Genomic DNA, 23647 nt, shown 5'->3' with positions numbered 1-23647 from the left:
GTTACAGAAAGTGCGCGCATTTTAGCAGGTTTGCGCATTGAAAATTTACTTTCGACATTAGTCTTTAAGATTTAACAAAACTATGTCAAAAGCTTCTAAATTGGTACTAAATGGTACTACTTACATTTAAGTCTGATTTAACTCTGATATAAGCCCGGAACTGCACGTCCGTTTTAGCTCATGTACATGCCGCCATTCACGTGCAAAGTAGTGCCCGTGATATAGCTGGCTTGTGGCGATGCCAGGAAAACCACAGCCGCTGCCACATCATCTGCAGCACCCAGCCGTCCCAGCGGAATCTGTTGCAGCAATGCAGCGTGCTGCTGCTCGCCCAGGTCCTTGGTCATATCGGTATCGATAAAACCGGGCGCTACGCAATTGACCGTAATGTTGCGGCTGCCGATCTCGCGCGCCAGCGCCCTGCTCATGCCGGATACGCCGGCCTTGGCCGCAGCATAGTTCATTTGCCCCGGATTGCCAGCCGAACCGACTACCGAGGTGATATTGATGATACGGCCGTGCTTGGCTTTCATCATGCCACGCAGGACCGCGCGCGACAAACGCGCTACAGCGGTCAGGTTGGTGGCGATGACAGCATCCCATTCCTCGTCCTTCATGCGCATTGCCAGTTGATCCTGGGTAATGCCGGCATTATTGACAAGGATCGACAGGCCGCCGAATTCCTTCTGCGTCAACTCGACTGCCGCCGCACAACCGGCAGCGTCATTCACATTCAACACAATACCGCGCCCCTGGCCCGGCTGGCTGGCTTCCATATACTCTGTGATCGCCGCTGCACCCGCTTCGGAGGTTGCGGTGCCAATCACCTTGGCGCCGCGCTGGAGCAATTGCAATGCGATAGCCCGGCCGATTCCGCGCGAGGCGCCGGTGACCAAAGCCACCTGCCCGACCAAATTCTGTGAGTCTGTATTTTGTATAGTCACTTCAAAGTCTCCAACATTTTATCCAGCGATGCCTGATCGACAATCATATCGCTGATCAAGGTATCGTTAATACGTTTGGTCAAACCAGCAAGAACCTTGCCCGGACCGCATTCAACCACATGCGCGATACCTTCGGCTGCAATTTTTTGCACCGTTTCCACCCAACGCACCGGGCTGGCCGCTTGCCGCACCAGCGCATTCTTGATGGCTTCAGGGTCGCTCACGATGGCCACATCGACGTTATTGATCAACGCGATCTGCGGCGCTGCGAAACTCAGGTCTTGCATGTATTCACGCAAACGATCGGATGCAGGCTTTAACAACGAGGAATGAAATGGGGCCGATACCGGCAATGGCAAGGCACGTTTTGCGCCTTTTTCTTTCGCGACCACACAAGCGCGCTCAATCGCCGCTTTATGACCGGCGATCACCACTTGTGCCGGCGCATTGAAATTCACCGCCTCGACGACTTCACCCTGCGCAGCTGCCAGGCAGACTGCACGCACATCTTCATCCGACAAACCGAGGATGACGGCCATGCCGCCCTGCCCGACCGGCACCGCTTGCTGCATGGCTTGCGCACGGAAACGTACCAGCGGCACGGCATCCCTGAACGCAATCACGCCGGCGGCTACCAGCGCCGAATACTCACCCAGGCTGTGACCAGCCACCAGCGATGGCGCTTTACCACCAGCCGCCAGCCACGCGCGGTAACAGGCAACTGCCGCGGTCAACATGACCGGCTGGGTATTGGTGGTCAGATCCAGTTCTTCTTTCGGCCCCTCGGCAATCAGTTTGCCGAGATCGAACTGCAGCGCTTCCGAAGCTTCTGCAACCGTGTCTTTTACCACCGGGTTATCGGCAAAACCGTTCAACATGCCAATGGCCTGCGAACCCTGGCCCGGGAAAACAAATGCGAATTTATTCATGCCTTACCTAATTGGGTATCAAATTTGTTAAACACACGCTGGATATATAGCCGCGGTCTGGCAGCAACCTGCCGGATAGACGTTAAAGCGCCTATGCGTGACTTATGTCGCTGCTTATGTCTGGCCTATTGTTTTACATGCGCGCCAAGATAGCGCCCCAGGTAAAGCCGCCGCCCACACCTTCCATCATGACATTCTGGCCAGGCTTGACGCGGCCATCGCGTACCGCCTGGTCCAGCGCCAGCGGAATCGACGCCGCCGAGGTATTGCCATGCTGGTCGACCGTCACCACCATGCGCTCGGGATCCAGGCCCAGCTTGCGCGCGGTGCTTTGCATGATGCGGATGTTGGCTTGATGCGGAATCAGCCAGTCGATCTCGGAAGCCGACATGCCGGCAATCCGCAAAGTCTCATTGGCGACTTTTTCCAATACCGACACTGCCAGCTTGAAGACTGCCTGGCCATCCATATACAAGAAGGCACTGCCCTCAACCGCACCAGCACTCACCTTGCCGGGCACGCACAGTATGTCTTTATGACGGCCATCGGCATGCAGCTTGGTGGCAAGGATGCCAGGTTCGGAGGAAGCGGTCATGACCACCGCGCCGGCGCCATCGCCAAACAAGACACAGGTGGTGCGATCTTCAAAATTCAGGATCTTCGAAAAAACCTCGGTGCCGATCACCAATACGTTCTTGTGGGTGCCGGTCTTGATAAAGCTGTCCGCGATCGATACCGCGTACACAAACCCGCTGCACACCGCCTGTACATCAAAGGCTGCGCCGCCATTGGTGATGCCGAGCTTTTGCTGCACTACGCAGGCAGTACTCGGGAAACCGCCGAAATGGTCCGGGGTTGAAGTGGCGACGATGATCAGGTCGATATCTTCGGGCTGCATGCGAGCCATGTCCAGCGCCTGTTTGGCGGCGGCCACGGCGAGATCGCTGGATTGCACATCCGCTTCAGCATAGTGGCGCGCTGCGATGCCGCTACGGGAAAAAATCCATTCATGGGATGTCTCGATCCCCTTCGCGGCGAGCTGCTCGGTGAGCTCCTGGTTGGTTACCCGCTTCGGTGGCAAATAGCTGCCGGTGCCGACAATTTTGCTAAATGTAGTCATGCTGTCTTTTGTTGGGTTAATTCAGTATTAACGATTTCACCGGACGCGCCACCCGCACCGGCATCCGCCGGCCTGGAGGCGATATCGGCTTGCGGCATCAGCTCCGCAATCGTGGTCGCAATACGAGACAATACATCATATTTGGCTGCATCGAATGCGCGCTGTATGGCCCATTCGTAACCATATGCATCGGCACTGCCGTGGCTCTTGAAAACCAGCCCGCGCAAGCCAAGCAGGCTGGCGCCGTTATAACGCGACGGATTCAGGCGGCGCGAGATCGCTTTGATTGCGCCGCGAGCGATGACTGCGCCCAACATGTTCAAAATGCCGCTCTTGAATTCGGTCGTCAATACCGTCTTGACGAAACGCCCCAGGCCTTCGGAAGCCTTGAGCGTGACATTGCCGACAAAACCATCGCAGACGACGATGTCGGTAGTACCTTCGAAAATGTCATTGCCTTCGACATTGCCGTAGAAATTCAGGATACCTTTTTCGTGATCCGCGCGCAGTAATGCCGCGGTCTGCTTGACCACTTCATTGCCCTTGATATCTTCTTCGCCGACATTGAGCAAACCGATTGTCGGCATCGGCTTGCCTTCCATGGCCGATACCAGGGCCGATCCCATCAACGCAAACTGATGCAGATGCAGGGCTTCGCAGTCAACGTTCGCGCCCAGGTCGAGCATGTACGTCGGACGGTCTTTTTGATTGGGAAGAAGGGTGCAAATGGCAGGGCGGTCGACGCCGTGCAAAGTCTTGAGCAAATAACGGGAAACCGCCATCAAGGCGCCGGTATTACCCGCCGAGACGCAAGCCTGCACCTGCTGGTCTTTAATCAGACGCAGGGCGACACGCATTGAGGAATCTTTTTTACGGCGTAATGCAGTTTCGATGGAGTCATCCATCGTCACCACTTCGGATGCATGCTGCACCGATAAACGCGGATGGGAACTCGCCCTGTGCTTTTTCAGTTGCGCCCGAATTTCGTCTTCGAGACCAACCAATACCAACTCAGCCTCAGGCTCGCGATTGGCAAATGAAATAGCAGCAGGAACGGTAACCGATGGGCCGTGATCACCACCCATACAGTCGATAGAAATTTTGATTGTCATTGTTTTGATTCAGTGCCTACTCTAAGCCGTATTATGAGGCAGATTGGGCGCGATTCAAAATGACGCAAGGATATATTCAGTCTATTCTGCATACAAAAACGGCGCTGCTGAGTAAAACTCATCGCGCCGCCTTCACCCTGCATCGCAAGAACAAGTATTAATTACTCGTCGTTCTTGGTCTTCAACACTTTACGGCCACGGTAAAAGCCGTTCGGGCTGATATGGTGACGCAGATGTGTTTCACCGGTCGTTGGCTCGATAGCCAGCGGAGGTGCAACCAGAAAATCGTGGGCACGGTGCATGCCGCGCTTCGATGGGGTCTTCTTATTTTGTTGAACTGCCATGATAACTCCTGCTTTCTTAAGATCTTAAAGTTTAACATATCCAACCCTCAGAACAGGGAAAGGCTGGATATTCCTGCCGCGTTTGTGCGCGGATTTTACTACCTATTGCCACACCTTAGTCACACGGAATCACATTCATGTGAAAATCAGCGCAACAAATTTACCGCAATTCCTTATTACCGCAATTTACATCTATTGCAATTACTGCTACTTCAAATTCTTTAGCATCGCGAACGGCGATTCTTTTTTGCTGCTTTTCAGCCCATCCAGTGCAGACTGGTCCGGGCAAACCGGATGCTTGGGCGACAGCGGCAAGGCCAGTAAAGCCTCATCCTCAATCAATTCAACGATATTCAGTGATTTAGTGCCGACGATGACATCGATTTCGTCATTATCAAGAAGCGCATCGATTGCATCTGCACTTTCTTCATCTTTTGCCAACACCAACACGGATTCCGCATCGATATCGAAGGCAAACGGCGTCAAGCAGCGCTGGCACATGATCTTGATCGAGCCTGTTACCGACATCGTCAACTGGGGATGCCCCAAGTTATCGACACCGCCAACCAGAACCCAATGCAGAGTGCCGGAGCGGTCTGCCGATTCATCAGCCAGGCGACTCAAGTCAGCCACGGCGATTTCGCCTTCACGGCGCTCTTTATGGCGCGAATACTCAAACGCGTCGATTACAAAAGCACTCATAGTCTAGCCGGACCCGGAAAACCTGCGATAATAACAGCCTTTTCCCTTATTCGTCAAAGTGTTAGCGTGATTTCCGCACTTTCTCGGCATTTTATTGTTGGGCAATCGTTCAATTAACGAAAACCATGGCTTCTTTACAACAAACGACTTCCTCCGCAGCACCCGCAACCCCATCCCTGCCGCGCCTGATCCTCGGCTCCAGCTCAAAATATCGCAAAGAATTGCTTTCCCGGCTACAGATGCCATTTGAGGTGGTGGTGCCGGATATCGACGAAACGCCACGCCCCGGCGAAAATCCGGAAGCCACCGCCTTGCGCCTGGCGCTGGAAAAGGCCCGCACAGTGGCGCTGGCAGCGCCAAATGCGCTGGTGATCGGCTCGGATCAGGTTGCCACGCTGGATGGCGAGCAGATCGGCAAACCCGGCAACCACGAAAATGCCTTGGCGCAACTGCGGAAGATGCGCGGCCGCCGCGTCATATTCCATACCGCCCTGTGCTTGTGGGATAGCCGGCAGAGCCAGGCCGGACAAGCAGCGCAGATAGAAAATATCCAGACCTTCGTCACTTTCCGCGACCTGCCCGATGCCGAACTGGATGCCTACTTGCGCATCGAACAACCTTACGATTGCGCCGGCAGCGCAAAAAATGAAGGACTGGGCATCGCCATCCTGGAAAAAATCGAAAGCACCGATCCGACTGCCCTGACCGGTTTGCCATTAATCGCACTGACCGGTATGCTGCGCCGCGCCGCCTTCCCATTTTTCATAAGATAGACCGACATGCCAGGTATTCTGTATTTAATCCCCAACACACTAGGCCAGAGCGAAGCCACGTCGGCGCAGCCTCCGGCTACCGGGCTGTCAGCCGTTATTCCGCTTGAAGTACAGGCACTCACCGCCCGGCTGGATTACTTCATCGCAGAAAATGCAAAGACGACACGCGCCTTCTTGAAATTGATCGATGCCGCCCGGTCGCTGGCCAAGCCATTGCAAGAAATTCAAATCGCCGAGCTCAACGTCAACACTGCCAGCACCGCATTACCGGCGTTGCTGGCGCCGATCCTGGCCGGCCAGGACGCTGGCCTGATCTCAGAAGCGGGAGTGCCTGCAGTCGCCGACCCCGGCGCCAATCTGGTACGGCTGGCCCATGCACACGGGATTCAGGTGCGGCCATTGGTTGGCCCGTCATCGCTGTTGCTAGCAGTCATGAGTAGCGGCCTTAACGGCCAGAGTTTTGCCTTCAATGGTTACCTGCCCACCGACGCCGAACAGCGCAACAAACGCATCAAGGCATTGGAGTTACGCTCGCGCCAGGAACAGCAGACGCAATTGTTCATTGAAACGCCATATCGCAATAGCGCATTTCTGGAAGCACTGGCTAACGCCTGTCAAGCCAGCACGCTGATTTGCGTGGCCACCGATCTGACCTTGTCCTCCGAAACCATCAGGACCCAGACCGCGGCCAAATGGAAGGCGGCCCTGGCGGCCGGCAAACATCCGGACTTTCACAAGAAGCCAACTGTGTTCCTGTTCCTTGCTCAATAGTTGCCAGATAGACGTTCTGTAGTTTCACGCACAATGATTTCCGCGCGCAAAATGCAAAACGACGACGGTGTTGCGCCGTCGTCGTACTTGCCTGTCTCGAAAGACATTATGTTGAGAAGTCGAAAACTTCTCGGTGCCGCATCCGTGATGCGGTGGTTTGTCCAGCAGCAAATGTACTACGTCAATGCAAGGGGTTGTATTGCAATGGCGCGACTTTTTGCTACCGAAACAATTGCAACTGAGTGGCCAACGATTTAACTATATCTATAATCGCCTCCTCCGTTCGCTATTCCTCGAGTCACTTCAATATACAACAGGATCGCGAAGATACAAGGCGAATTAAGGTATTACGATATGTCGATTTCGAATCGATATTGAATCGGTTTCCACTTTGATATCGCCTTCAAAGCGCGCTCGCAATGTTGCACGAGCAGGCTCTTGACTTAAACTCAACGCAAACTTGGCTTGACGCTGCCAACCAGAGACTGCACCACACCGCCGCCCATCGCCACGCCGAATTTTTTCAGCAAACGGTCAGGCAAACCTTCGCTCTTGGTGTAATCGACAATATCTTCCTGCTTCAAGACATCGCGCGCAACACTGTCCACTGTTCCATAACCATCCGCGAGACCCATCTCGATCGCCTTGGAGCCGCTCCAGAACAGGCCGGAAAAAATTTCCGGCGTTTCTTTCAGGCGCGCGCCACGGCCCTTGCGCACGACATCGATAAACTGCTGATGGATTTCCGCCAGCATGGTTTGCGCATACCCCTTCTGGGTAGCGCTCATCGGACTAAACGGATCGAGGAAACCCTTGTTCTCGCCAGCAGTCAGCAAGCGCCGCTCGACACCTACCTTATCCATCAATCCGGTGAAGCCGAAGCCATCCATGAGCACGCCGATCGAGCCGACGATACTGGCTTTATTGACGTAGATCTTATCGGCCGCAGCAGCGATGTAATAACCGCCGGACGCGCACATCTCATCGACCACTACGTACAGCGGCTTGTTCGGATACTCTTTGCGCAAGCGAGCGATTTCATCATTGATGATGCCGGCCTGCACCGGGCTGCCTCCAGGACTGTTGATGCGCAATATCACGCCGACCGAATCGTCTGCGGCAAAAGCATTATCAAGCGCCGGCACCACCACGCTGGCTGAACCGTTACCTTCCGATTCGATCGCACCGTTGATCTTCACCAACGCAGTATGCGCACCGACGGTTTGCGTATCCGAACCTTCATAGTTCATGCCGAGCCAAAACGCGAAACCGATCACGCCAAGAAAAGCCAGCTTGAAGAAAATACCCCAGCGGCGCCGCGCGCGCTGCTCGCGCAACGAAGCGAACGCCAGCTTCTCCAGCACTTCGCGCTCCCAACCCTCTTTTTTAGCAGGCACCGCAGCTCCCACATTATCAAATTCGTTATTGCTCATGGCGTTCACTCACTTCGTTTATCTGAAATCGTTATTGAATACGGCAGCCATGCAATCTCAGGCGACTGCCGGCCGTATGTATTCATCAGGGATCCAGAACACCTGATCATTGCTTTCTTCAACCATAATCTTGTGCAAGCGGCCACCGCGGCATGGGCCGCCGGCACAGTACCCGGTTTCCGGCTCATACACCGCGCCATGCGTTGCGCACATCAGATACAAACCGCTGGACTCGAAAAACTCGCCTTCATTCCAGTCCAGCTCCAGCGAAATATGCGCGCAACGATTCAGGTAAGCATGGACGATATTGTGGTGGCGCACGACAAACGCCACCGCATCCTCCCCCCAGGCGGTAACTGCAAAGCGCACGCCTTTGCCGCGCTCTGCCAGCGCAGAAGAAGCACAGATGGGGATTCGGATATCATTCACGGTGCGTCGCTCAGTTGCCCACTCGCCGGCCCGGATTCAATGGCATAGATTCAGGCGTTCTCATTAAGCCACGCATGCAGTTCCACCGTCGACCTTGCATTGAACAACGGTTTCAGCACATCCAGTTCGTTGGCAGGATGCGCGCCATATTCAACCGCAATACCCGCCGCGCCGGCATTGATAGCCATTTGCAGATCATGCGTGGTATCGCCGATCATCACGGTGCGTTTCAGGTCTTGCCCCAACTCGCGGGTCAACTCCTGCAGCATGGCCGGATGCGGCTTCGAGAAAGTTTCGTCGGCACAGCGGGTAGCGTCGAATACCGACAGCAATTTAGTCTCGTGCAGGGCGCGATTCAGCCCGACCCGGCTCTTGCCGGTGGCGATAGCCAGGAAATAACCCTGCTGCGACAGATCCGCCAGCATTTCACGTACGCCGTCAAACAAGGTGAGGTCCTGGTCTTGCGCCAGGTAGTGATAGCGATAACGCTCTACCACTCGCGGATACTGGCCAGGCTCCAGGCCCGGCATCGCCACCTGCATCGCTTCCGCCAAACCAAGCCCGATCACATGCGAAGCTGCCTTGTTATCCGGAATTGCCAGCCCCAGATCCCTGGCCGCCGCCTGAATACACTTCACGATGATGGCCGTACTGTCCATCAAGGTGCCATCCCAATCAAATACGATCAAGTCAAATTTTTTTCGTGCCATATTGCCTGACAATCCTTTGCCAATTCCTGTTGCTGTTGTCTGTTGCCGCTCGCCGATAGCAAAATCGACAAGCCGATAAACAAATACTAACTGATATATTCTAATCGCCCTTGGCTTCCGATGTTGCCTCAGGGACATTTTTCGGGAGGCTCTTCAGGAATTTCTCGCATTCCGGCGGCAACGGCGCCTTGAGGGTTACCGGCTTACCCGTTTCGGGATGGGCGAAAGTAATCTGATAAGCATGTAAAAACATTCTTTTCAGGGCGATACGCTGGCCGTCTGCCTTCTGCAAAGCCCGGTTCAAGGCAAAGTCGCCATACTTGTCGTCACCCGCAATCGCAAAACCGCTGGCCGACAGATGGACACGGATCTGATGCGTGCGCCCCGTCTTCAGCTCGGCCTCAAGCAATGCGTAATCACCGTAACGACGGATCAGGTTGAAAATCGTGTGCGATGCCTGGCCGTCGGCTTGCACCCGCACGCGGCGCTCGCCATCGCCCGCCGTATACTTATGTAAGGCCAGTTTGACGTGCTGGCGTTCGTTTTGCCAGTCGCCGTGCACCAGCACCAGGTAGCGCTTGTCCGTATCTCCATCGCGCATCTGTTCGTGCAGATTGGTTAGCGCAGAACGTTTCTTCGCCAACAACAAGATGCCGGAGGTATCGCGATCCAGCCGATGCACCAGTTCCAGGAACTTGGCTTGCGGACGGGCCGCACGAAGTTGCTCAATGACACCATAACTGACGCCGGAACCGCCATGCACGGCAACGCCAGCCGGCTTGTCGATCACCAGCAAATGATTGTCTTCCAACAATATCTTGAATTCCGCACCCGGCACCACTTTTTCTTGCTTTTCAGCAATGCGGATCGGCGGCACCCGGATCACGTCACCTTCCACCAAACGGTAAGTCTGGTCGATGCGGCCTTTGTTAACCCTGACCTCACCGGAGCGCAGCACACGATAAATGTGGCTCTTCGGTACTCCTTTGCAAATACGCAACAAAAAATTGTCGATGCGTTGACCGGCGTCTTCTTCCCCGATAGTCAACAACTGCACGGCAAGTGCTTGTGGCGGCGGTGGCGGCGGCGCCGACGCCTCTTGCTTTACGGCTACATTACGCTCGGCCTTATGCTTGGGCGCGGCCTGTGTCCGCGCCTTGGGACGAGTCTCAACCCGTCCTCCAGAAAATCTCGCTAAGTCCTTCATTTTGAATATATAATTGTTCTGCAATTGTTAGAAAACAGTTGCTGGTGTAAGAATAAAAAGACCATTCTACACAGGGGCGCGCCCATCAGCCTCGCCAATTTGCAAATTTGATGGGAAATGTGTACGCATCACCCCTGCGCGAGTCAAGGTCGCACCGTTGTTGTCATCGGATAACGCGCACGGATGCTGAACAAGAATGTCTGGATGATTAGGATAAAGTCCGGCGAGCTCGATGCGATTGTAACGACGTTACGATTGCGACGAGCTCGCCGGTTGATGTAGTGCTTATAAATTTGTCGTATATTTTTTACTGAAACCAATGCTTTATCTGGCTCTATCAAGCTGCTCACCGCCAGGCGTCGTGCTCGCGTTCCGCGAATCGCAAGACGCTGTACCGGTGCACGCTGGTGGTTTTCAATAAAGCGTTCAGTAAAGTTTTTCAGTACCGCGACAGCACTACATCCGCGCCTGTGCACTGCGCCCTACTTTGTAGATTGGCGCAAACACACCAAGGCAATTCTCTCCCCCCTGACACTCCGTTCTCGCGTACATCCTTGTACTTTTTGTCGCTGACAGAAATGCTGAAGAACAGCAATCCTTAAGCGCCATTGCATTGACCCGAGGGTCACGGAGCGAAAAATGAAACGCATGTTGTTTAATGCCACGCAGCAAGAAGAACTGCGCGTGGCGATTGTTGACGGGCAAAAGCTCATCGACATCGATATCGAAACCACCGGACGCGAACAACGCAAGTCCAATATCTACAAAGGTGTGATTACCCGTATCGAGCCGTCGCTGGAAGCCTGCTTCGTCAACTACGGTGAAGAGCGTCATGGCTTTTTGCCGTTCAAGGAAGTTGCCCGCACTTACTTTAAAGAAGGTGTAGACGTTCGCAGCGCATCGATCAAAGATGCATTGCGCGAAGGCCAGGAAATCATGGTGCAGGTCGAAAAGGAAGAGCGCGGCAACAAAGGCGCGGCCCTGACCTCCTTCGTTTCGCTGGCTGGCCGCTATCTGGTCCTGATGCCTAACAACCCGCGCGGTGGTGGTGTTTCCCGTCGCGTCGAAGGTGAAGACCGCCAGGAACTGCGCGAGACAATGGACAAGCTGGACCTGCCAAACGGCATGTCGGTGATTGCACGTACTGCAGGTATCGGCCGCAACGTTGATGAATTGCAATGGGATTTGAATTACCTGATGCAACTCTGGCGCGCTATTGAAGGTGCCGGCACGCAAGGTAATGGCGCGTTCCTGATTTACCAGGAATCGTCGCTGGTGATCCGCGCGATCCGCGATTACTTCCAACCGGATATCGGCGAAATCCTGATCGATACGGATGAAATCCACGACCAGGCCCAGCAGTTCATGGCCCACGTCATGCCCGACATGGTACACCGCGTAAAACGTTACCGCGACGATGTGCCGCTGTTCTCCCGTTTCCAGATCGAACACCAGATCGAAACCGCGTACTCGCGCACCGTGCCCCTGCCATCAGGCGGCGCGATCGTGATCGACCATACCGAAGCCCTGGTTTCGGTGGACGTCAACTCGGCGCGTGCTACTCGCGGCGGCGACATCGAAACCACCGCATTCAACACCAATTGCGAGGCCGCGGAAGAAGTTGCCCGTCAATTACGTTTGCGCGACCTCGGCGGCTTGATCGTGATCGACTTCATCGACATGGAGAACTCCAAGAACCAGCGCGAAGTCGAAACCCGCCTGAAAGATGCACTGCGCTATGACCGCGCCCGCGTCCAGATGGGTAAGATTTCACGTTTCGGCCTGATGGAATTGTCGCGCCAGCGCCTGCGTCCGTCGCTGTCGGAAGGCAGCCATGTGACTTGCCCGCGTTGCAACGGCACCGGTCACATCCGCGATACAGAATCGTCCGCCCTGCAAGTCCTGCGCATCATCCAGGAAGAGGCGATGAAAGAAAACTCGGCAGCGATCCACGTCCAGGCGCCAGTCGACGTTGCTGCTTTCCTGCTCAACGAAAAACGCGGCGAGATCCTGAAGATCGAAACCCGTCACCGGGTCGGCATCATCCTGATCCCGAACAAGCATCTGGAAACCCCGCATTACAAGCTGGAACGCCTGAAGCACGACGATCCGCGCCTGGAAGAAACCCAGGCAAGCTATGCCATGGCAGAGCAAGCCGATACCGATATCGGTTACAACAAAACCCAAAAAGAAGAAGGCAAGCCGCGTCAGGAAGCTGTGGTCAAGGGCATTACGCCAGACCAGCCGGCACCTATCGTCGAGCGCAAGCCAGCAGAAACAGCAGCGCGTCCGACAGCCGTGGCTGCCGCTCCTGCAGAAACAGGCTTCCTCGGCAAGATCTTCGGCTTCTTCTTCAGCAAACCAGCTGCGCCTGTGGCAGCTCCTGCCGCACCTGCCGAAGCCAAGGGCCCGCAACAACGCGGCGACCGGGGCGATCGCAACAATCGTGGCCAGCGCGGCCGTAATCGTGGCGGTCGCAATCGCGATGGCAGCGAAGGCAAATCGGAAGCACGCGACGATACCGCCAGGAAACCGGTGGTTGAGACGGCAGAAGCCAAAGAAGCTAAAAACCAGCAAGCACGTCTGCCACGCCCTCCGCGCGAATCTAAAGAGCCGAGAGAGCAACGTGACGCCGGCGACAGCAAATCGGAAACTCGCAATGAAGGCCGGCGCGAACGTAGCGAACGCCCACCGCGTCCGCCACGCGAAGATCGCAAGGAAAACCTGAGCGAAGAAAAAGTCGATGACACCTTGCTCAAGGGTGGTGTAGTCGCCACTGCAGGTGTCGCTGTAGCCGCGATTGTCGATACTGCTGAAACAACGGAAATCGATAGCGGACGCACCGAAGTCAAAGCCGGCGAGCAAGAGGAAGAGCCACGTCGTCGTCGTCGTCGCGGTGGCCGTAACCGTAATCGTCGCGATCGTGACAGCACCGAAGGCACGACCGAAGGTAGCAGCGATGAAGTCGAAGCAGGCGAAGCCGCTGCAGTAGCAGATACGGCAGAAGCCAGCGTTGTTGTTGCCGCATCTGCAACAACAGCGGACAATGCTCCGGCTCATGCCGAGCCTGCCGCACTGGTCAGCCACAGCGTACCGATGATGGCCTCCTCAGTTCCTGCACAGCAAGAAGTGAGCGCTCCGGCATTTGAGGCAGCACCTGCTCCGACGGCGTTGTCGAACGCAATCGCTGCACCGCTGGTCCCGCAGCAAGTTGAACCACAACAGGAAACAGCTCCGGTCGCAGTCGAAGTGACGCCGGTAGCAGCAGCTCCGGCCCATGAGCCAGTGGTTGCAGCACCAGTTGTTGCAACAGTTGTCGAAACGCCTGCAGCCGAACCTGAACCAGTCGTTATTCCGGCCCCGGCAGCAGTCGCCGTACCGGATCAACTGGTACTGCCTGAAGTAGCCGCTATCGCTGCCAGCCAACCTGCAGCAGAGCCACAAATCGAAACCGCAGCTCCGGTAGTTACTGAAACGGTGGCTCCGGTGGCTCAGGTAGTTGCTCCAGTTGTTGCGCCGGCACCTGTAGTTGAGGCGCCAGCCGTCATCAAGACAGCCGTGCCGAGCACATCGGCATCGCCTAAGGTTGAAGATTTGCAAAGCGTTCTGGCTGCAGCAGGTCTGACATTGGCGGCAACCGACCCAAGCAAACTGCGTGCGGCGCAGGAAGCAACGGCAAGCATCGCTCCGGCACCACGTGTGCCACGCGAACGCAAGCCATTGCCGGCGCAAACCAGCGAACCGCTGGTTCAAGTCGAAACCCAGCGTTCACAGTCGTAAGCTGACGGTTCACCGCAAGTTATTAGCGGTGTAACGCGATGGCAATAAAACAAAGGGAGTCTCTGACTCCCTTTGTCACGTCTGCACCTGTTTGAAAAACCGGACCGGCCCGCGTTCTTCGGTCCGCTGCAGCCAAAAAACGATGCTCATGGTATCTTGTAGAAGTTACCACCCCAAGACATTGCACACCTTTGCAGACACACATCATGACTAAAAAAGTCATCCCGCTGATCGATAGCCGCAGTTTTTTGCCGCCGTCACTGCCACCGACCTTGCCCTCTATCCTTGAAGCGCCGACCGGCCTGATCGCCGATGAACTGGGCCGGCCGCTACACGACTTGCGCATCTCGGTCACCGACCGCTGCAACTTCCGCTGCGTCTACTGCATGCCACGCGCAGTGTTCGACAAGGACTATGCATTCTTGCCGCATACTGCATTACTGTCGTTTGAAGAAATTACACGACTGGCCAGTTTGTTCGTCGCCCATGGCGTCCACAAAATCCGCCTGACCGGCGGCGAGCCCTTGTTGCGCAAGCACATAGAGACGCTGATCGCCATGCTGAGCGCCCTGAAAACGCCCGATGGCAAGGAACTCGACCTGACCCTGACCACCAACGGTTCGCTGCTGGCAAAAAAGGCGCAGGCGTTGAAAGATGCCGGCCTCAAGCGTGTCACCGTCTCGCTGGATGCACTCGACGAAAACATATTCCAACGCATGAACGACGCCGACTTCCCGGTTTCCGAGGTATTGCGCGGACTAGACGTCGCACATCAGGTCGGGCTGGGGCCGATCAAGGTCAACATGGTAGTCAAGCGTGGCGTCAACGACCAGGAAATCCTGCCGATGGCGCGCTACTTCAAGAACACGCCGTATATCCTGCGATTCATCGAGTATATGGATGTGGGCGCCTCCAACGGCTGGAAGATGGATGAAGTAGTGCCCTCTGCCGAAGTAGCACAACTGATCCAGACCGAACTGCCGATGCAACCGGTGGCAGCCAACTACCTCGGCGAAACCGCGCAGCGCTGGCGCTACGCCGACGGCATTGGCGAAATCGGCCTGATCTCCAGCGTCACCCAGGCGTTTTGCCACGATTGTTCGCGCGCCCGCCTGTCGACCGAAGGCAAGCTGTACACCTGCCTGTTTGCCAGCGCCGGCCACGATCTGCGCGCCCTGTTGCGCAGCGAATGCAGCGACCAGGAGATATCCAGCGTAATCGGCCAGTTGTGGCGGGCACGTGACGATCGTTATTCTGAATTGCGGACGCAAAACACCGAGGGGCTGGCATCCCCCCGCAAGAAAGTGGAAATGTCGTACATAGGCGGTTGACCAAGTCACGCCATGAAAACCGATCCCGACCTTGCTCCCGTTGCGCAGAACATCACTGGCCTGATACTGGCTGGCGGCCGCGGCACGCGCATGGGCGGCGTCGACAAGGGCCTGGCCTTGCTCGATGACCTGCCGATGGTGGCGCACGTCATTGCGCGCCTGGCGCCTCAGGTCAACAGCCTGATCATCAACGCCAACCGCAACCAGAGCAGCTACGCGGCGTTCGGGCATCCGGTCTGGGCGGATGAGCAGCCTGACTTTGCCGGCCCGCTGGCGGGCTTGCAGGCCGGCCTGAGCCACTGCACCAGTCCGTACCTGGTGACGGCCCCCTGCGACTCGCCCTATCTGCCGCATGATCTGGTATCCCGTCTGGCTCAAACACTCCAAAACGCCAATGCCGACCTGGCGGTGGCAACCACAATCGACCATAGCGACCCAGGCGACCCAGGCGACCCAGGCGACCAGAAGGTCCAGCCGCAGCCGGTATTCATGCTCCTGAAAACCGGTTTATTAACCGAGCTCAATGACTTCCTGCAGGGTGGCGGGCGTAAGATGGAAACATGGTATAGCCGCCTAAACTATTGCGTAACGCTGTTTACCGACGCCGACGCTTTCCGTAACATCAATACCCGAGAACAGTTACAACAGCGATAATGCAATGACCAATTTGAATGCCCGCCCAGCCCCAGCCAAACAGTCCTTGTCCCAACTGACCAGTTGCCTGTCGGACTACGATCCGCATGCGATGCCGGTCAAGCAAGCGCAAGCCATCATTCACGATTGCATCACGCCAGTCACCGCGATTGAAAAAGTGGCACTGCGCAGCGCCCTTGACCGAGTGCTGGCAAGCGACATCATCTCGCCCATCAACGTCCCGGCGCATGACAACTCGGCCATGGACGGTTATGCGTTCAACGCCGTCGACCTGTTGCCCGACGCCGATACCATGCTGAGCGTGGTGGGCACCGCCCATGCCGGCCGCGCCTTCGACGGAACGCTGGCGCGCGGCCAGGCGATACGAATCATGACCGGTGCCCTGATGCCGGACGGTCTCGATACCGTGATCCCGCAGGAATTTGTGCGCATTCCGCCTGGCAGTCCGGCAAACTCGGTCACCATCCCGCTCGCAGCCGTAAAGCCGGGCGCAAATCGCCGTTTGGCTGGCGAAGATCTGAAAGCCGGTTCAATTGCCATCGGTCAGGGCCGCATCCTGCGCCCAGCCGATCTCGGTTTGCTAGCCTCGCTGGGGATTGCCGAAATCCCGGTAAGGCGCCGGCTGCGCGTGGCATTTTTCTCCACCGGCGACGAATTGCGCTCGGTCGGCGAAATGCTGGATCCCGGCTGCGTCTACGATTCCAATCGCTACACCTTGTACGGCATGCTGCAGCGGCTCGGCTGCGACATCATCGACATGGGTGTGGTCGGCGACGATCCGCAGGCGCTCGAAAGCGCTTTCCGCAGTGCTTGCGAAAACGCCGACGCCATCATCACCTCCGGCGGCGTCTCGGTCGGCGATGCAGACCACACCAAACAAATGATGGCGCAACTAGGCGATGTCGCTTTCTGGAAAATCGGCATGCGCCCAGGTCGCCCGCTGGCTTTCGGCAGCATCACATCGGCCGGCAGGCAAGCCCTGTTTTTCGGCCTGCCCGGCAATCCTGTTGCGGTCATGGTGTCATTTTACTTTTTTGCCCGCGACGCTCTGCTGCAAATGATGGGCGCGCGGGTCACGCCACTGCCGCTGATGCGCGCCACCGCCGCCGTCGGCATTCGCAAACGACCTGGCCGCACGGAATACCAGCGTGGCATCCTGAGCTTGAGCGATGGCCAGTGGACGGTACGCCCCACCGCAGCCCAGGGTTCCGGCATCCTGCGTTCCATGGCGGAAGCCAATTGCATGATCGTGCTGGCCCATGAGCAGACCGATGTGGCAAGCGGCGATACAGTCGAGGTGATCCTGTTTGACGGTTTGATCTGATCCCTGTCGCCAGCCAGGCACGATAACAGCATGTTCAAACAATACCGGCACGATCTGCAACAGCTGGGCAAACCTTTCATGCTGGTACTGATCAGCGAGATGGCGACACTGAGTGCGCTATTGCTTGGCAATATCACCATCGCCTGGTGGATTGCCCAGCATGGCGGCGCCCGCGATCTTGCCACCTTTGGCGTGACCGTTGCAGCCGCAAGCCTGCTCGCCATTCCCCTGCTCAGCCCTTTAGGTGACCGTTACCCTAAGAAACGCCTGATGGCGATCGGCTTCATCGCCATCGCGATTGAAAGCGTGGCCCTGGCGCTGCTGGCGCAAACGAATTTTTACCATCTCTACATAATCATCGCCTGCGAGATGATCGGCGTTTGCGCCATGGCGATCATCATGCCGTGCATCCAGACCATTGCATCGGAACTGGTGCCGGCGGAAAAACTGTCGCTTGCCTTGAGCATGCAAAAGGTCAGCGGCTCTCTCGGTGGCATCATGGGTCCGGCGCTGGGCGGCAGTGTAATGGCCGCCAGCAGCGTCGCCAGCGCGCTCTGGGTCCATGTGGCTTTGCTGTTGATTGCAGCGTTTGCCGCCACCAGATTACCCAAGGCTGTGACGGCAAACAAACCTGCAGCGCTTGGACTCACGCAATGGCTGCACGAGCTGAAAGCAGGCCTGCGCATGAAATGGCATATTCCGCTGGAACGTCACTGGACCATTGTGACGCTAGTCATCGGCATGTTTTACGCTCCCACTATCGGCATGATGGCAGCGCTGAGAGTGACCAGCCTGGGCCTGTCGGCCTTTTGGCTGGGCGCGACGAACATGGGCATCATGTCCGGCATGTTTCTCGGCTTTCTCGGCTGCGCGTCTTTTCTCTCAAGAAAGCTGGGACGCTTCCGGGCGTTGATAGGCGCAGCCCAGTTACGCGCCGCCGCGCTCCTGCTGGTGGGCCTGACCGCATCGCCGTTGATGCTGGCAGCGGCATTTTTCATGCTCGGCATCTCGCAATCGACAACCCAATTTGTCGGCGTCACGCATCGCTTGCTGGCGATGCCGCCCAACTATCGCGCACGACATGCGTCGGTCAATACGATGGCCTGGCAGATCTCGTCGACACTGGGGCCGGCCGTCGCAGGCACGGCCTTGCTGCATGCGTCGGTGGCGCAATGCTATGTGATTTTCGGGACCCTGATCGCGCTGCTCAGCATCGGCCTGGCGCTGATTCCGAAAATGCGCGAATTCCTGAGCGTCGATCACGACGTCGCTAACGGCTGGTATCAGCGGGAATATCCTGCCGCATTCCGGAATTATAATAAGTCCACCTGATGGTTTGATGATTTATGATTGATTCAGGCGCCTGCTTGCTCGTGGCGACAAGTTTTCTTTTTATATTCTTATGATCATACGAACCGCAACTGAAGCCGACCTCCTGACTATTTGCAAGCTTGGAATGGAAGTCAATCTTTTGCATCACGAAGCATGGCCGACAGTGTTTGCACCTGAAGCAGCGCCGGAGCGAGACCGGGATTATTGGCGCGCCTGCTTGTTGCACGACGGCGCGCTGATCCTGATCGCCGAGATTGACTGCCAGGCAGCGGGGATGGTTACGGCACAGATAAGCGAAGAAACCGGCAGCCTGGTGCATCCGCACAAATTTTGCCGGATCGGTTCGATTTCAGTCAGTACATCGCATCGCGGCGGTGGTATCGGGCGCAGCCTGATGTCTGGGATTGAAGCCTGGGCTACGTCTCAAGGCGCCAGCGATTTGCGGCTTACCGTATGGGACTTCAACCAACGAGCGATCGCCTTCTATGAAGAGCTGGGATATCGGACAAGGTCGCGCCTGATGTGGAAGCCGTTGCAAACCGAGACGATTACGGCAACCTCATGCGAGTTGCGCCCTGCTCATATCGAAGATGCCACTGCAATTAACGCTCTGATCCTGCAGTTTCTGCATGAATTCACGATCAGCGCAGATGGCAGCGGCGCTGAACAATTCCTCGCATCCGTCTCCACCGAAGCTGAAGCCCGCTACATCTCAGATCCGCGCTACCTCTACATCACGGCATTCGCCGGCGATGTGCTGGCAGGCTTCATTGCCATCCGCGACCGCAGCCACATCGCCCATCTGTTTGTAGCGCCACAGTTCCAACGCCAGGGTCTGGCCACCCGGCTTTGGCAGGCAGCGCTGAGCTCTGCCTCGGACCATGACCTTGAAGGCTTTACAGTCAACTCTTCGCCCTTTGCACTACCCGTATACGAGCGCTTGGGGTTCGTCAAAACCGGGCCGAAAATTGAAAAACATGGCATATGCTTTGTCCCCATGCACCTGTCGCTCAGGTAAGTTTGCACAAGCATGAAACACTACGATGATCTCAACTCTCTGTTGCTGGCGGATCCGGTGCGGCAACGTCTGATAGCGCTGGTACATTCCCTCGACCTTCCCGATTGCTGGATCGCGGCTGGCTTTATCAGAAATGCCGTCTGGGATTTTTTGCACGGAAGATCGCCATCATTACCCTCCGGGGACGTCGACGTGATTTGGTTCGACTCCTCCAGGAACAATGCAGACATCGATCTGGAATTGGAAAATTGCCTGAAGAATAGTGATGATTCGATCGCCTGGTCGGTGAAAAATCAAAGCCGAATGCATACTCGCAATGACGATACGCCTTACCAGTCGAGCATCGATGCCATGCGCTTCTGGCCAGAGACCGCAACTGCTGTGGCGGTCAGATACACCGAACATGGCGATCTGGAATTGGCAGCGCCATTTGAGTTAAACGATCTGTACCAGGCTATCGTCAGGCCGACTCCACGTTTCACCGGCGAAAAGCGCCCAATATTCGACCACCGCCTGCAGCAAAAGAACTGGCTCGATCACTGGCCTCTATTGCGTGTCGCGGCAAGCCCACCAGTCGTGAATTGTAAATAGGAAAAACCAACCCAGGGTTTTCCTCTAAAGTGAATTCCGGAGACAATTCAGTTGCGGCCAAACGCTTGACGGTACTCCGCCGGCGTAAGTGCAGTAAGGTCTTTGAACATGCGGCGCATGCTGGAATCGCTGCTAAAACCAAGCTCTGCGCTGATGGCGCTGGCGGGTACGGATGTCAGGATAAGACGCTCGCTTGCCTGGTTGAGTTTGATTCGTCGAACATAGTTTGCAACCGACAAGCCCGTGGCCGCGATAACTTTCCGCGCAAGAGTCCGTTCCGAAATATGCAACTCCCGTGCCAAGTGATGTACCGTCACCTCGGTAGCGGGCATTTGTTCCGCCACTGCATATAGCTTGCGCAGCAGCCGGTCAGATTGTTCGATCAGATTCATCGACTGAAACACATGATGGGTGCGCTCGGGACGCGGCAACACCATGAGCTTGGTCAAATCTCGATAGGCTTCAACGCTGAGATATTTCTCTATCAAGGCCTGGGCGATCGGCAAATAGCCGTTGACCCCAGAGGCGGTAGCCGTGCGCAGGTTAACAATGCTGGTTCGCTCGTTTTGCCAAAGAATTTTCGGATAACGCTGCCGCATCGCATCGGCCAGCCACCACGTAACTGTCGCTTTCTGGCCATTCAACCGTCCCGTGGAAGCGAGCAAACAGACGCCGGTGCAGTAGCTCCACATCATGACGCTCTTCTGCAATCCCGCCAACGCTGCGATCAAGTCCGCATTGATGGCAAGTTCGTCCGATACCTGCTGCGACGATTCTGCCCAGAATCCCGGCACCAGCATGGCGTCGAGATTAGCGCCCGGAATCGATTCGCCAGCTGCCAGCGATTGGCCGTGAGCGCATTCAACAACGCCGGCCTGCTCCGCAACGAAAACCACTTCAAAGAGACGCACGCCGGCACGCCGATTCGCGGCATAAACAAGATCCGCAAATGCAAACAATCCTGCCGGCATGCATCCGGGATACAAAAGCAAACCGATACGAAGAGTCGGCTGGCCAGCTTTGGCAGAAAATGATCGCTTTATGTCCATTCTTGCCATTTTAAGCTTACTCATGAGGCCACACAATGAGTCATTCCTATGAAGAAAGACTCATCATGAAAATAACGCAGCTCCGTAATGCGACAATCGTGCTTGAAATTGGCGCCCACCGGATCCTGGTTGATCCGATGCTAGCGCCGAAAGATGCGTTGCCACCGCTAAAATTCCTCGGCCAGCGGCAACGCAATCCCGTCGTTGAACTACCTGTAGTGGCCGACACCATGCTTGAGTCGGTGACGCATTGCTTGATTACCCACTGCCAGAAGGGGCACTTCGATCATCTCGACCATGCGGGAAAAGAATGGCTGCGAACCCGGCAAATTCCCGTGATCTGCACGCCGCACGATGCGGATTACCTGCGTCAGCGCGATCTGAACGTTTGTCCACTGCCGGTGAGGCTTCAGGAGCCGCAGGCCTTTCTTGGCGGTCAAGTCAGAACCGTGCCTTGCAGCCACGGCAGGGGCATGATCGGGTTACTGATGGAACACGGCGTTGGCTACTTTATCGAAATGCCCGGAGAGCCAAGCCTCTACCTTTCAGGCGACACCATCCTGACGCCTGCCGTGCGCGATTTTGCTGCGCGCCATCAGCCGAATATTTGCGTGGTCCCGGCAGGTGGCGCCAGATTTGACGTCGGGTATGAAATCATCATGGGCACCAGCGAAGTCATCGAATTCACGTTGGCATTGAAAGGCACGGTAATTGCCAATCACTTGGAGGCTCTCAGTCATTGTCCGGTGCGCCGAAGTGAGCTGTCCGCCGCTGCCGCCCATGCAGGCGTAACGGATCGGCTACGGATACCCGAGGATGGGGAAACCCTGGAGTTGACGGTCTGAGTCGGCTGCTTCCTCATCGGAAGCAGCCGCCCGACGATTACAGCTTGCCAAGCGTGGATTGATCAGGCTCCCCTTCAAAATATTTTTGCAGGCAATCGTTGAAAACCTGATTGCCGGTTGCTGCTTTGGCAAACAAGGTCATTGAAGATTGAAATTTCATGTAGTCCGGGTAACCGAATATATCTTCTATCGAACGCCCGTCAACCGCTTCGACCAGTCGGCTGCACTCCAGCAGCCGCGGCCCAAGCAGCGGATGCGCCAGATACGCCTTGGCTTCGTCAAACGAGGAGATGGCATATCTGGATGCCATCTCGCTGTGGCCCAATCCCTGAATCTGGGGGAAAATGAACCACATCCAATGGCTTCGCTTGCGTCCCGCGCTTAGTTCTTCACGTACGATATCGAAGACTGGCTGTTGGGCCGTCACGAAGCGTTGCAGATTGTATTGATCGTTCACGTCTTTCTCCCTCACATTGAAAGGAAAAACCCTTGATCTCTCATGTCTTTGTCGGCATCACCGATTTTCAGCGCGCGTTCCGGTTTTATTCGGCTGTCATGGAGACCCTCGGCCTGCAGTTGAAATTCTGCGATGCAGATAAACCATGGGCGGCCTGGATGGTGAGTGGCAAGGCGCGTCCGCTGTTCATCATTGGTCCGCCTTACAACGGAGAAATCGCAACTGCCGGCAACGGTCAGATGATCGCCCTGCTCGCGCCGGATCGGGCTGCCGTCGACAACGCTTATACTGTCGCTTTAAAAAACGGCGGCCACTGCGAAGGCGTCCCCGGGTTACGCCCCCAATATCATGCCCATTATTACGGCGCCTATTTCCGCGATGCCGACGGCAACAAGATTTGCGTTTGTTGTCACGATGCAGCGGCTTAGGATTTAACTGAACGCCGTCGTCACGTTAAAACAGGACATCAATTCAAGTATAGATGTCCTGCGAAAAGTACAACTTTAATTGTCAGAGAAGCGCCGGCGTCAAAACGACGTGCATTGGATTAAGCCAGGATGTCCAAAGCAAGTAGTCGTAGCCGGGTAACGTTCTGTATTGTCTTTTGTATCCAGCCGCAGCACACAACTGCGCCATTCGTCCGAATTGTTTTTGTATCCAAGCCGGTCGCAAGCCGGTCCGTAGATGCGCATCATCTGGTCGACGTCGCGTTGCGCCTGGGCGGCACGTTCGGCATCCGTCGCGCAACCGGCCAACATGGCGACCGCCGCCAGGATAATGAGTGTACGCATA

General features: G+C 56.1%; 24 protein-coding genes. 11 read left to right on the top strand and 13 right to left on the bottom strand.

The window, feature by feature from the left end; translation table 11 throughout:
• Nucleotides 1–173: 173 nt before the first annotated feature.
• From fabG to BM205_RS18485, 6 genes are all read right to left on the bottom strand, one after another.
• On the bottom strand, nt 174–944 hold the full coding sequence (fabG, locus tag BM205_RS18510; RefSeq protein WP_092416325.1) for a 3-oxoacyl-ACP reductase FabG: 771 nt from the start codon (nt 942–944) through the stop codon (nt 174–176).
• A complete protein-coding gene (fabD, locus tag BM205_RS18505; protein ID WP_092416324.1) occupies nt 941–1873 on the bottom strand; it encodes an ACP S-malonyltransferase in 933 nt (310 codons plus the stop codon). Before fabD ends, fabG begins: the two co-directional genes overlap by 4 nt.
• 133 nt (nt 1874–2006) lie before the next feature.
• Entirely contained in the window at nt 2007–2993 is a 987-nt protein-coding gene (locus BM205_RS18500; RefSeq protein WP_092416323.1) for a beta-ketoacyl-ACP synthase III, read from the bottom strand.
• Nucleotides 2990–4105, bottom strand: coding sequence for a phosphate acyltransferase PlsX (gene plsX / locus BM205_RS18495; protein ID WP_092416322.1), 1116 nt, complete (start codon nt 4103–4105; stop codon nt 2990–2992). Before plsX ends, BM205_RS18500 begins: the two co-directional genes overlap by 4 nt.
• Before the next feature lie 161 nt (nt 4106–4266).
• Nucleotides 4267–4449 carry a 50S ribosomal protein L32 gene (gene rpmF, locus BM205_RS18490; protein ID WP_014006864.1) on the bottom strand — a complete coding sequence of 61 codons (183 nt, stop codon included), beginning with the start codon at nt 4447–4449 and terminating at the stop codon, nt 4267–4269.
• A gap of 207 nt (nt 4450–4656) precedes the next feature.
• The gene (locus BM205_RS18485; protein ID WP_175511316.1) at nt 4657–5151 is read right to left on the bottom strand and encodes a YceD family protein; all 495 of its coding nucleotides are present in this window, start codon (nt 5149–5151) and stop codon (nt 4657–4659) included.
• A 125-nt stretch (nt 5152–5276) separates the two neighbouring features.
• Here BM205_RS18485 and BM205_RS18480 point away from each other — a divergent pair, with 125 nt between their 5' ends.
• Nucleotides 5277–5924 carry a Maf-like protein gene (locus BM205_RS18480; protein ID WP_092416321.1) on the top strand — a complete coding sequence of 216 codons (648 nt, stop codon included), beginning with the start codon at nt 5277–5279 and terminating at the stop codon, nt 5922–5924.
• 6 nt (nt 5925–5930) lie between these two features.
• The gene (locus tag BM205_RS18475; protein ID WP_092416320.1) at nt 5931–6695 is read left to right on the top strand and encodes an SAM-dependent methyltransferase; all 765 of its coding nucleotides are present in this window, start codon (nt 5931–5933) and stop codon (nt 6693–6695) included.
• Nucleotides 6696–7144: 449 nt separating this feature from the next.
• Here BM205_RS18475 and BM205_RS18470 read toward each other — a convergent pair whose 3' ends face one another.
• From BM205_RS18470 to BM205_RS18455, 4 genes are all read right to left on the bottom strand, one after another.
• Entirely contained in the window at nt 7145–8128 is a 984-nt protein-coding gene (locus BM205_RS18470) for a S49 family peptidase (RefSeq protein ID WP_092416319.1), read from the bottom strand.
• 57 nt (nt 8129–8185) lie between these two features.
• Nucleotides 8186–8557 (bottom strand): Rieske (2Fe-2S) protein, encoded by a 372-nt coding sequence (locus tag BM205_RS18465; RefSeq protein WP_092416318.1) that lies wholly within the window; start codon nt 8555–8557, stop codon nt 8186–8188.
• Between the two features lie 50 nt (nt 8558–8607).
• The gene (locus BM205_RS18460; protein ID WP_092416317.1) at nt 8608–9267 is read right to left on the bottom strand and encodes an HAD-IIIA family hydrolase; all 660 of its coding nucleotides are present in this window, start codon (nt 9265–9267) and stop codon (nt 8608–8610) included.
• Nucleotides 9268–9367: 100 nt separating this feature from the next.
• On the bottom strand, nt 9368–10474 hold the full coding sequence (locus tag BM205_RS18455) for an RluA family pseudouridine synthase (RefSeq protein ID WP_092416316.1): 1107 nt from the start codon (nt 10472–10474) through the stop codon (nt 9368–9370).
• A gap of 639 nt (nt 10475–11113) precedes the next feature.
• Between BM205_RS18455 and BM205_RS18450 the strand changes: the two genes are divergently transcribed.
• The 7 genes from BM205_RS18450 to BM205_RS18420 all read left to right on the top strand — a co-directional run bounded on the left by BM205_RS18450 (nt 11114) and on the right by BM205_RS18420 (nt 20504).
• Nucleotides 11114–14254 (top strand): Rne/Rng family ribonuclease, encoded by a 3141-nt coding sequence (locus BM205_RS18450; RefSeq protein ID WP_092416315.1) that lies wholly within the window; start codon nt 11114–11116, stop codon nt 14252–14254.
• 206 nt (nt 14255–14460) lie between these two features.
• Entirely contained in the window at nt 14461–15585 is a 1125-nt protein-coding gene (moaA, locus tag BM205_RS18445) for a GTP 3',8-cyclase MoaA (protein WP_092416314.1), read from the top strand.
• Between the two features lie 12 nt (nt 15586–15597).
• A complete protein-coding gene (mobA, locus tag BM205_RS18440; RefSeq protein WP_092416313.1) occupies nt 15598–16239 on the top strand; it encodes a molybdenum cofactor guanylyltransferase MobA in 642 nt (213 codons plus the stop codon).
• Between the two features lie 4 nt (nt 16240–16243).
• The gene (glp, locus tag BM205_RS18435; protein ID WP_092416312.1) at nt 16244–17563 is read left to right on the top strand and encodes a molybdopterin molybdotransferase MoeA; all 1320 of its coding nucleotides are present in this window, start codon (nt 16244–16246) and stop codon (nt 17561–17563) included.
• A 30-nt stretch (nt 17564–17593) separates the two neighbouring features.
• A complete protein-coding gene (locus tag BM205_RS18430) occupies nt 17594–18895 on the top strand; it encodes an MFS transporter (protein ID WP_092416311.1) in 1302 nt (433 codons plus the stop codon).
• Nucleotides 18896–19019: 124 nt separating this feature from the next.
• The gene (locus tag BM205_RS24350; RefSeq protein ID WP_175511315.1) at nt 19020–19913 is read left to right on the top strand and encodes a GNAT family N-acetyltransferase; all 894 of its coding nucleotides are present in this window, start codon (nt 19020–19022) and stop codon (nt 19911–19913) included.
• A gap of 12 nt (nt 19914–19925) precedes the next feature.
• Nucleotides 19926–20504 (top strand): nucleotidyltransferase family protein, encoded by a 579-nt coding sequence (locus BM205_RS18420; RefSeq protein WP_092416310.1) that lies wholly within the window; start codon nt 19926–19928, stop codon nt 20502–20504.
• A 47-nt stretch (nt 20505–20551) separates the two neighbouring features.
• On the opposite strand, the gene BM205_RS18415 is transcribed toward BM205_RS18420, so the two are convergent.
• A complete protein-coding gene (locus tag BM205_RS18415) occupies nt 20552–21577 on the bottom strand; it encodes a GlxA family transcriptional regulator (protein ID WP_254783950.1) in 1026 nt (341 codons plus the stop codon).
• Nucleotides 21578–21618: 41 nt separating this feature from the next.
• Here BM205_RS18415 and BM205_RS18410 point away from each other — a divergent pair, with 41 nt between their 5' ends.
• Nucleotides 21619–22398: an MBL fold metallo-hydrolase gene (locus BM205_RS18410; protein ID WP_092416367.1), complete on the top strand. Its 780-nt coding sequence runs from the start codon at nt 21619–21621 to the stop codon at nt 22396–22398.
• Nucleotides 22399–22435: 37 nt separating this feature from the next.
• On the opposite strand, the gene BM205_RS18405 is transcribed toward BM205_RS18410, so the two are convergent.
• Nucleotides 22436–22855, bottom strand: coding sequence for a DUF1810 domain-containing protein (locus tag BM205_RS18405; RefSeq protein WP_092416309.1), 420 nt, complete (start codon nt 22853–22855; stop codon nt 22436–22438).
• Nucleotides 22856–22887: 32 nt separating this feature from the next.
• Between BM205_RS18405 and BM205_RS18400 the strand changes: the two genes are divergently transcribed.
• On the top strand, nt 22888–23283 hold the full coding sequence (locus tag BM205_RS18400; RefSeq protein WP_092416308.1) for a VOC family protein: 396 nt from the start codon (nt 22888–22890) through the stop codon (nt 23281–23283).
• A gap of 99 nt (nt 23284–23382) precedes the next feature.
• Here BM205_RS18400 and BM205_RS18395 read toward each other — a convergent pair whose 3' ends face one another.
• A complete protein-coding gene (locus tag BM205_RS18395; RefSeq protein ID WP_092416307.1) occupies nt 23383–23646 on the bottom strand; it encodes a hypothetical protein in 264 nt (87 codons plus the stop codon).
• Nucleotide 23647 lies beyond the last annotated feature (1 nt).

This window comes from Collimonas sp. OK307 (assembly GCF_900113705.1).
In the GTDB taxonomy this organism is placed as follows: domain Bacteria; phylum Pseudomonadota; class Gammaproteobacteria; order Burkholderiales; family Burkholderiaceae_D; genus Collimonas.
This window is presented reverse-complemented; position numbering and strand designations above follow the sequence as displayed.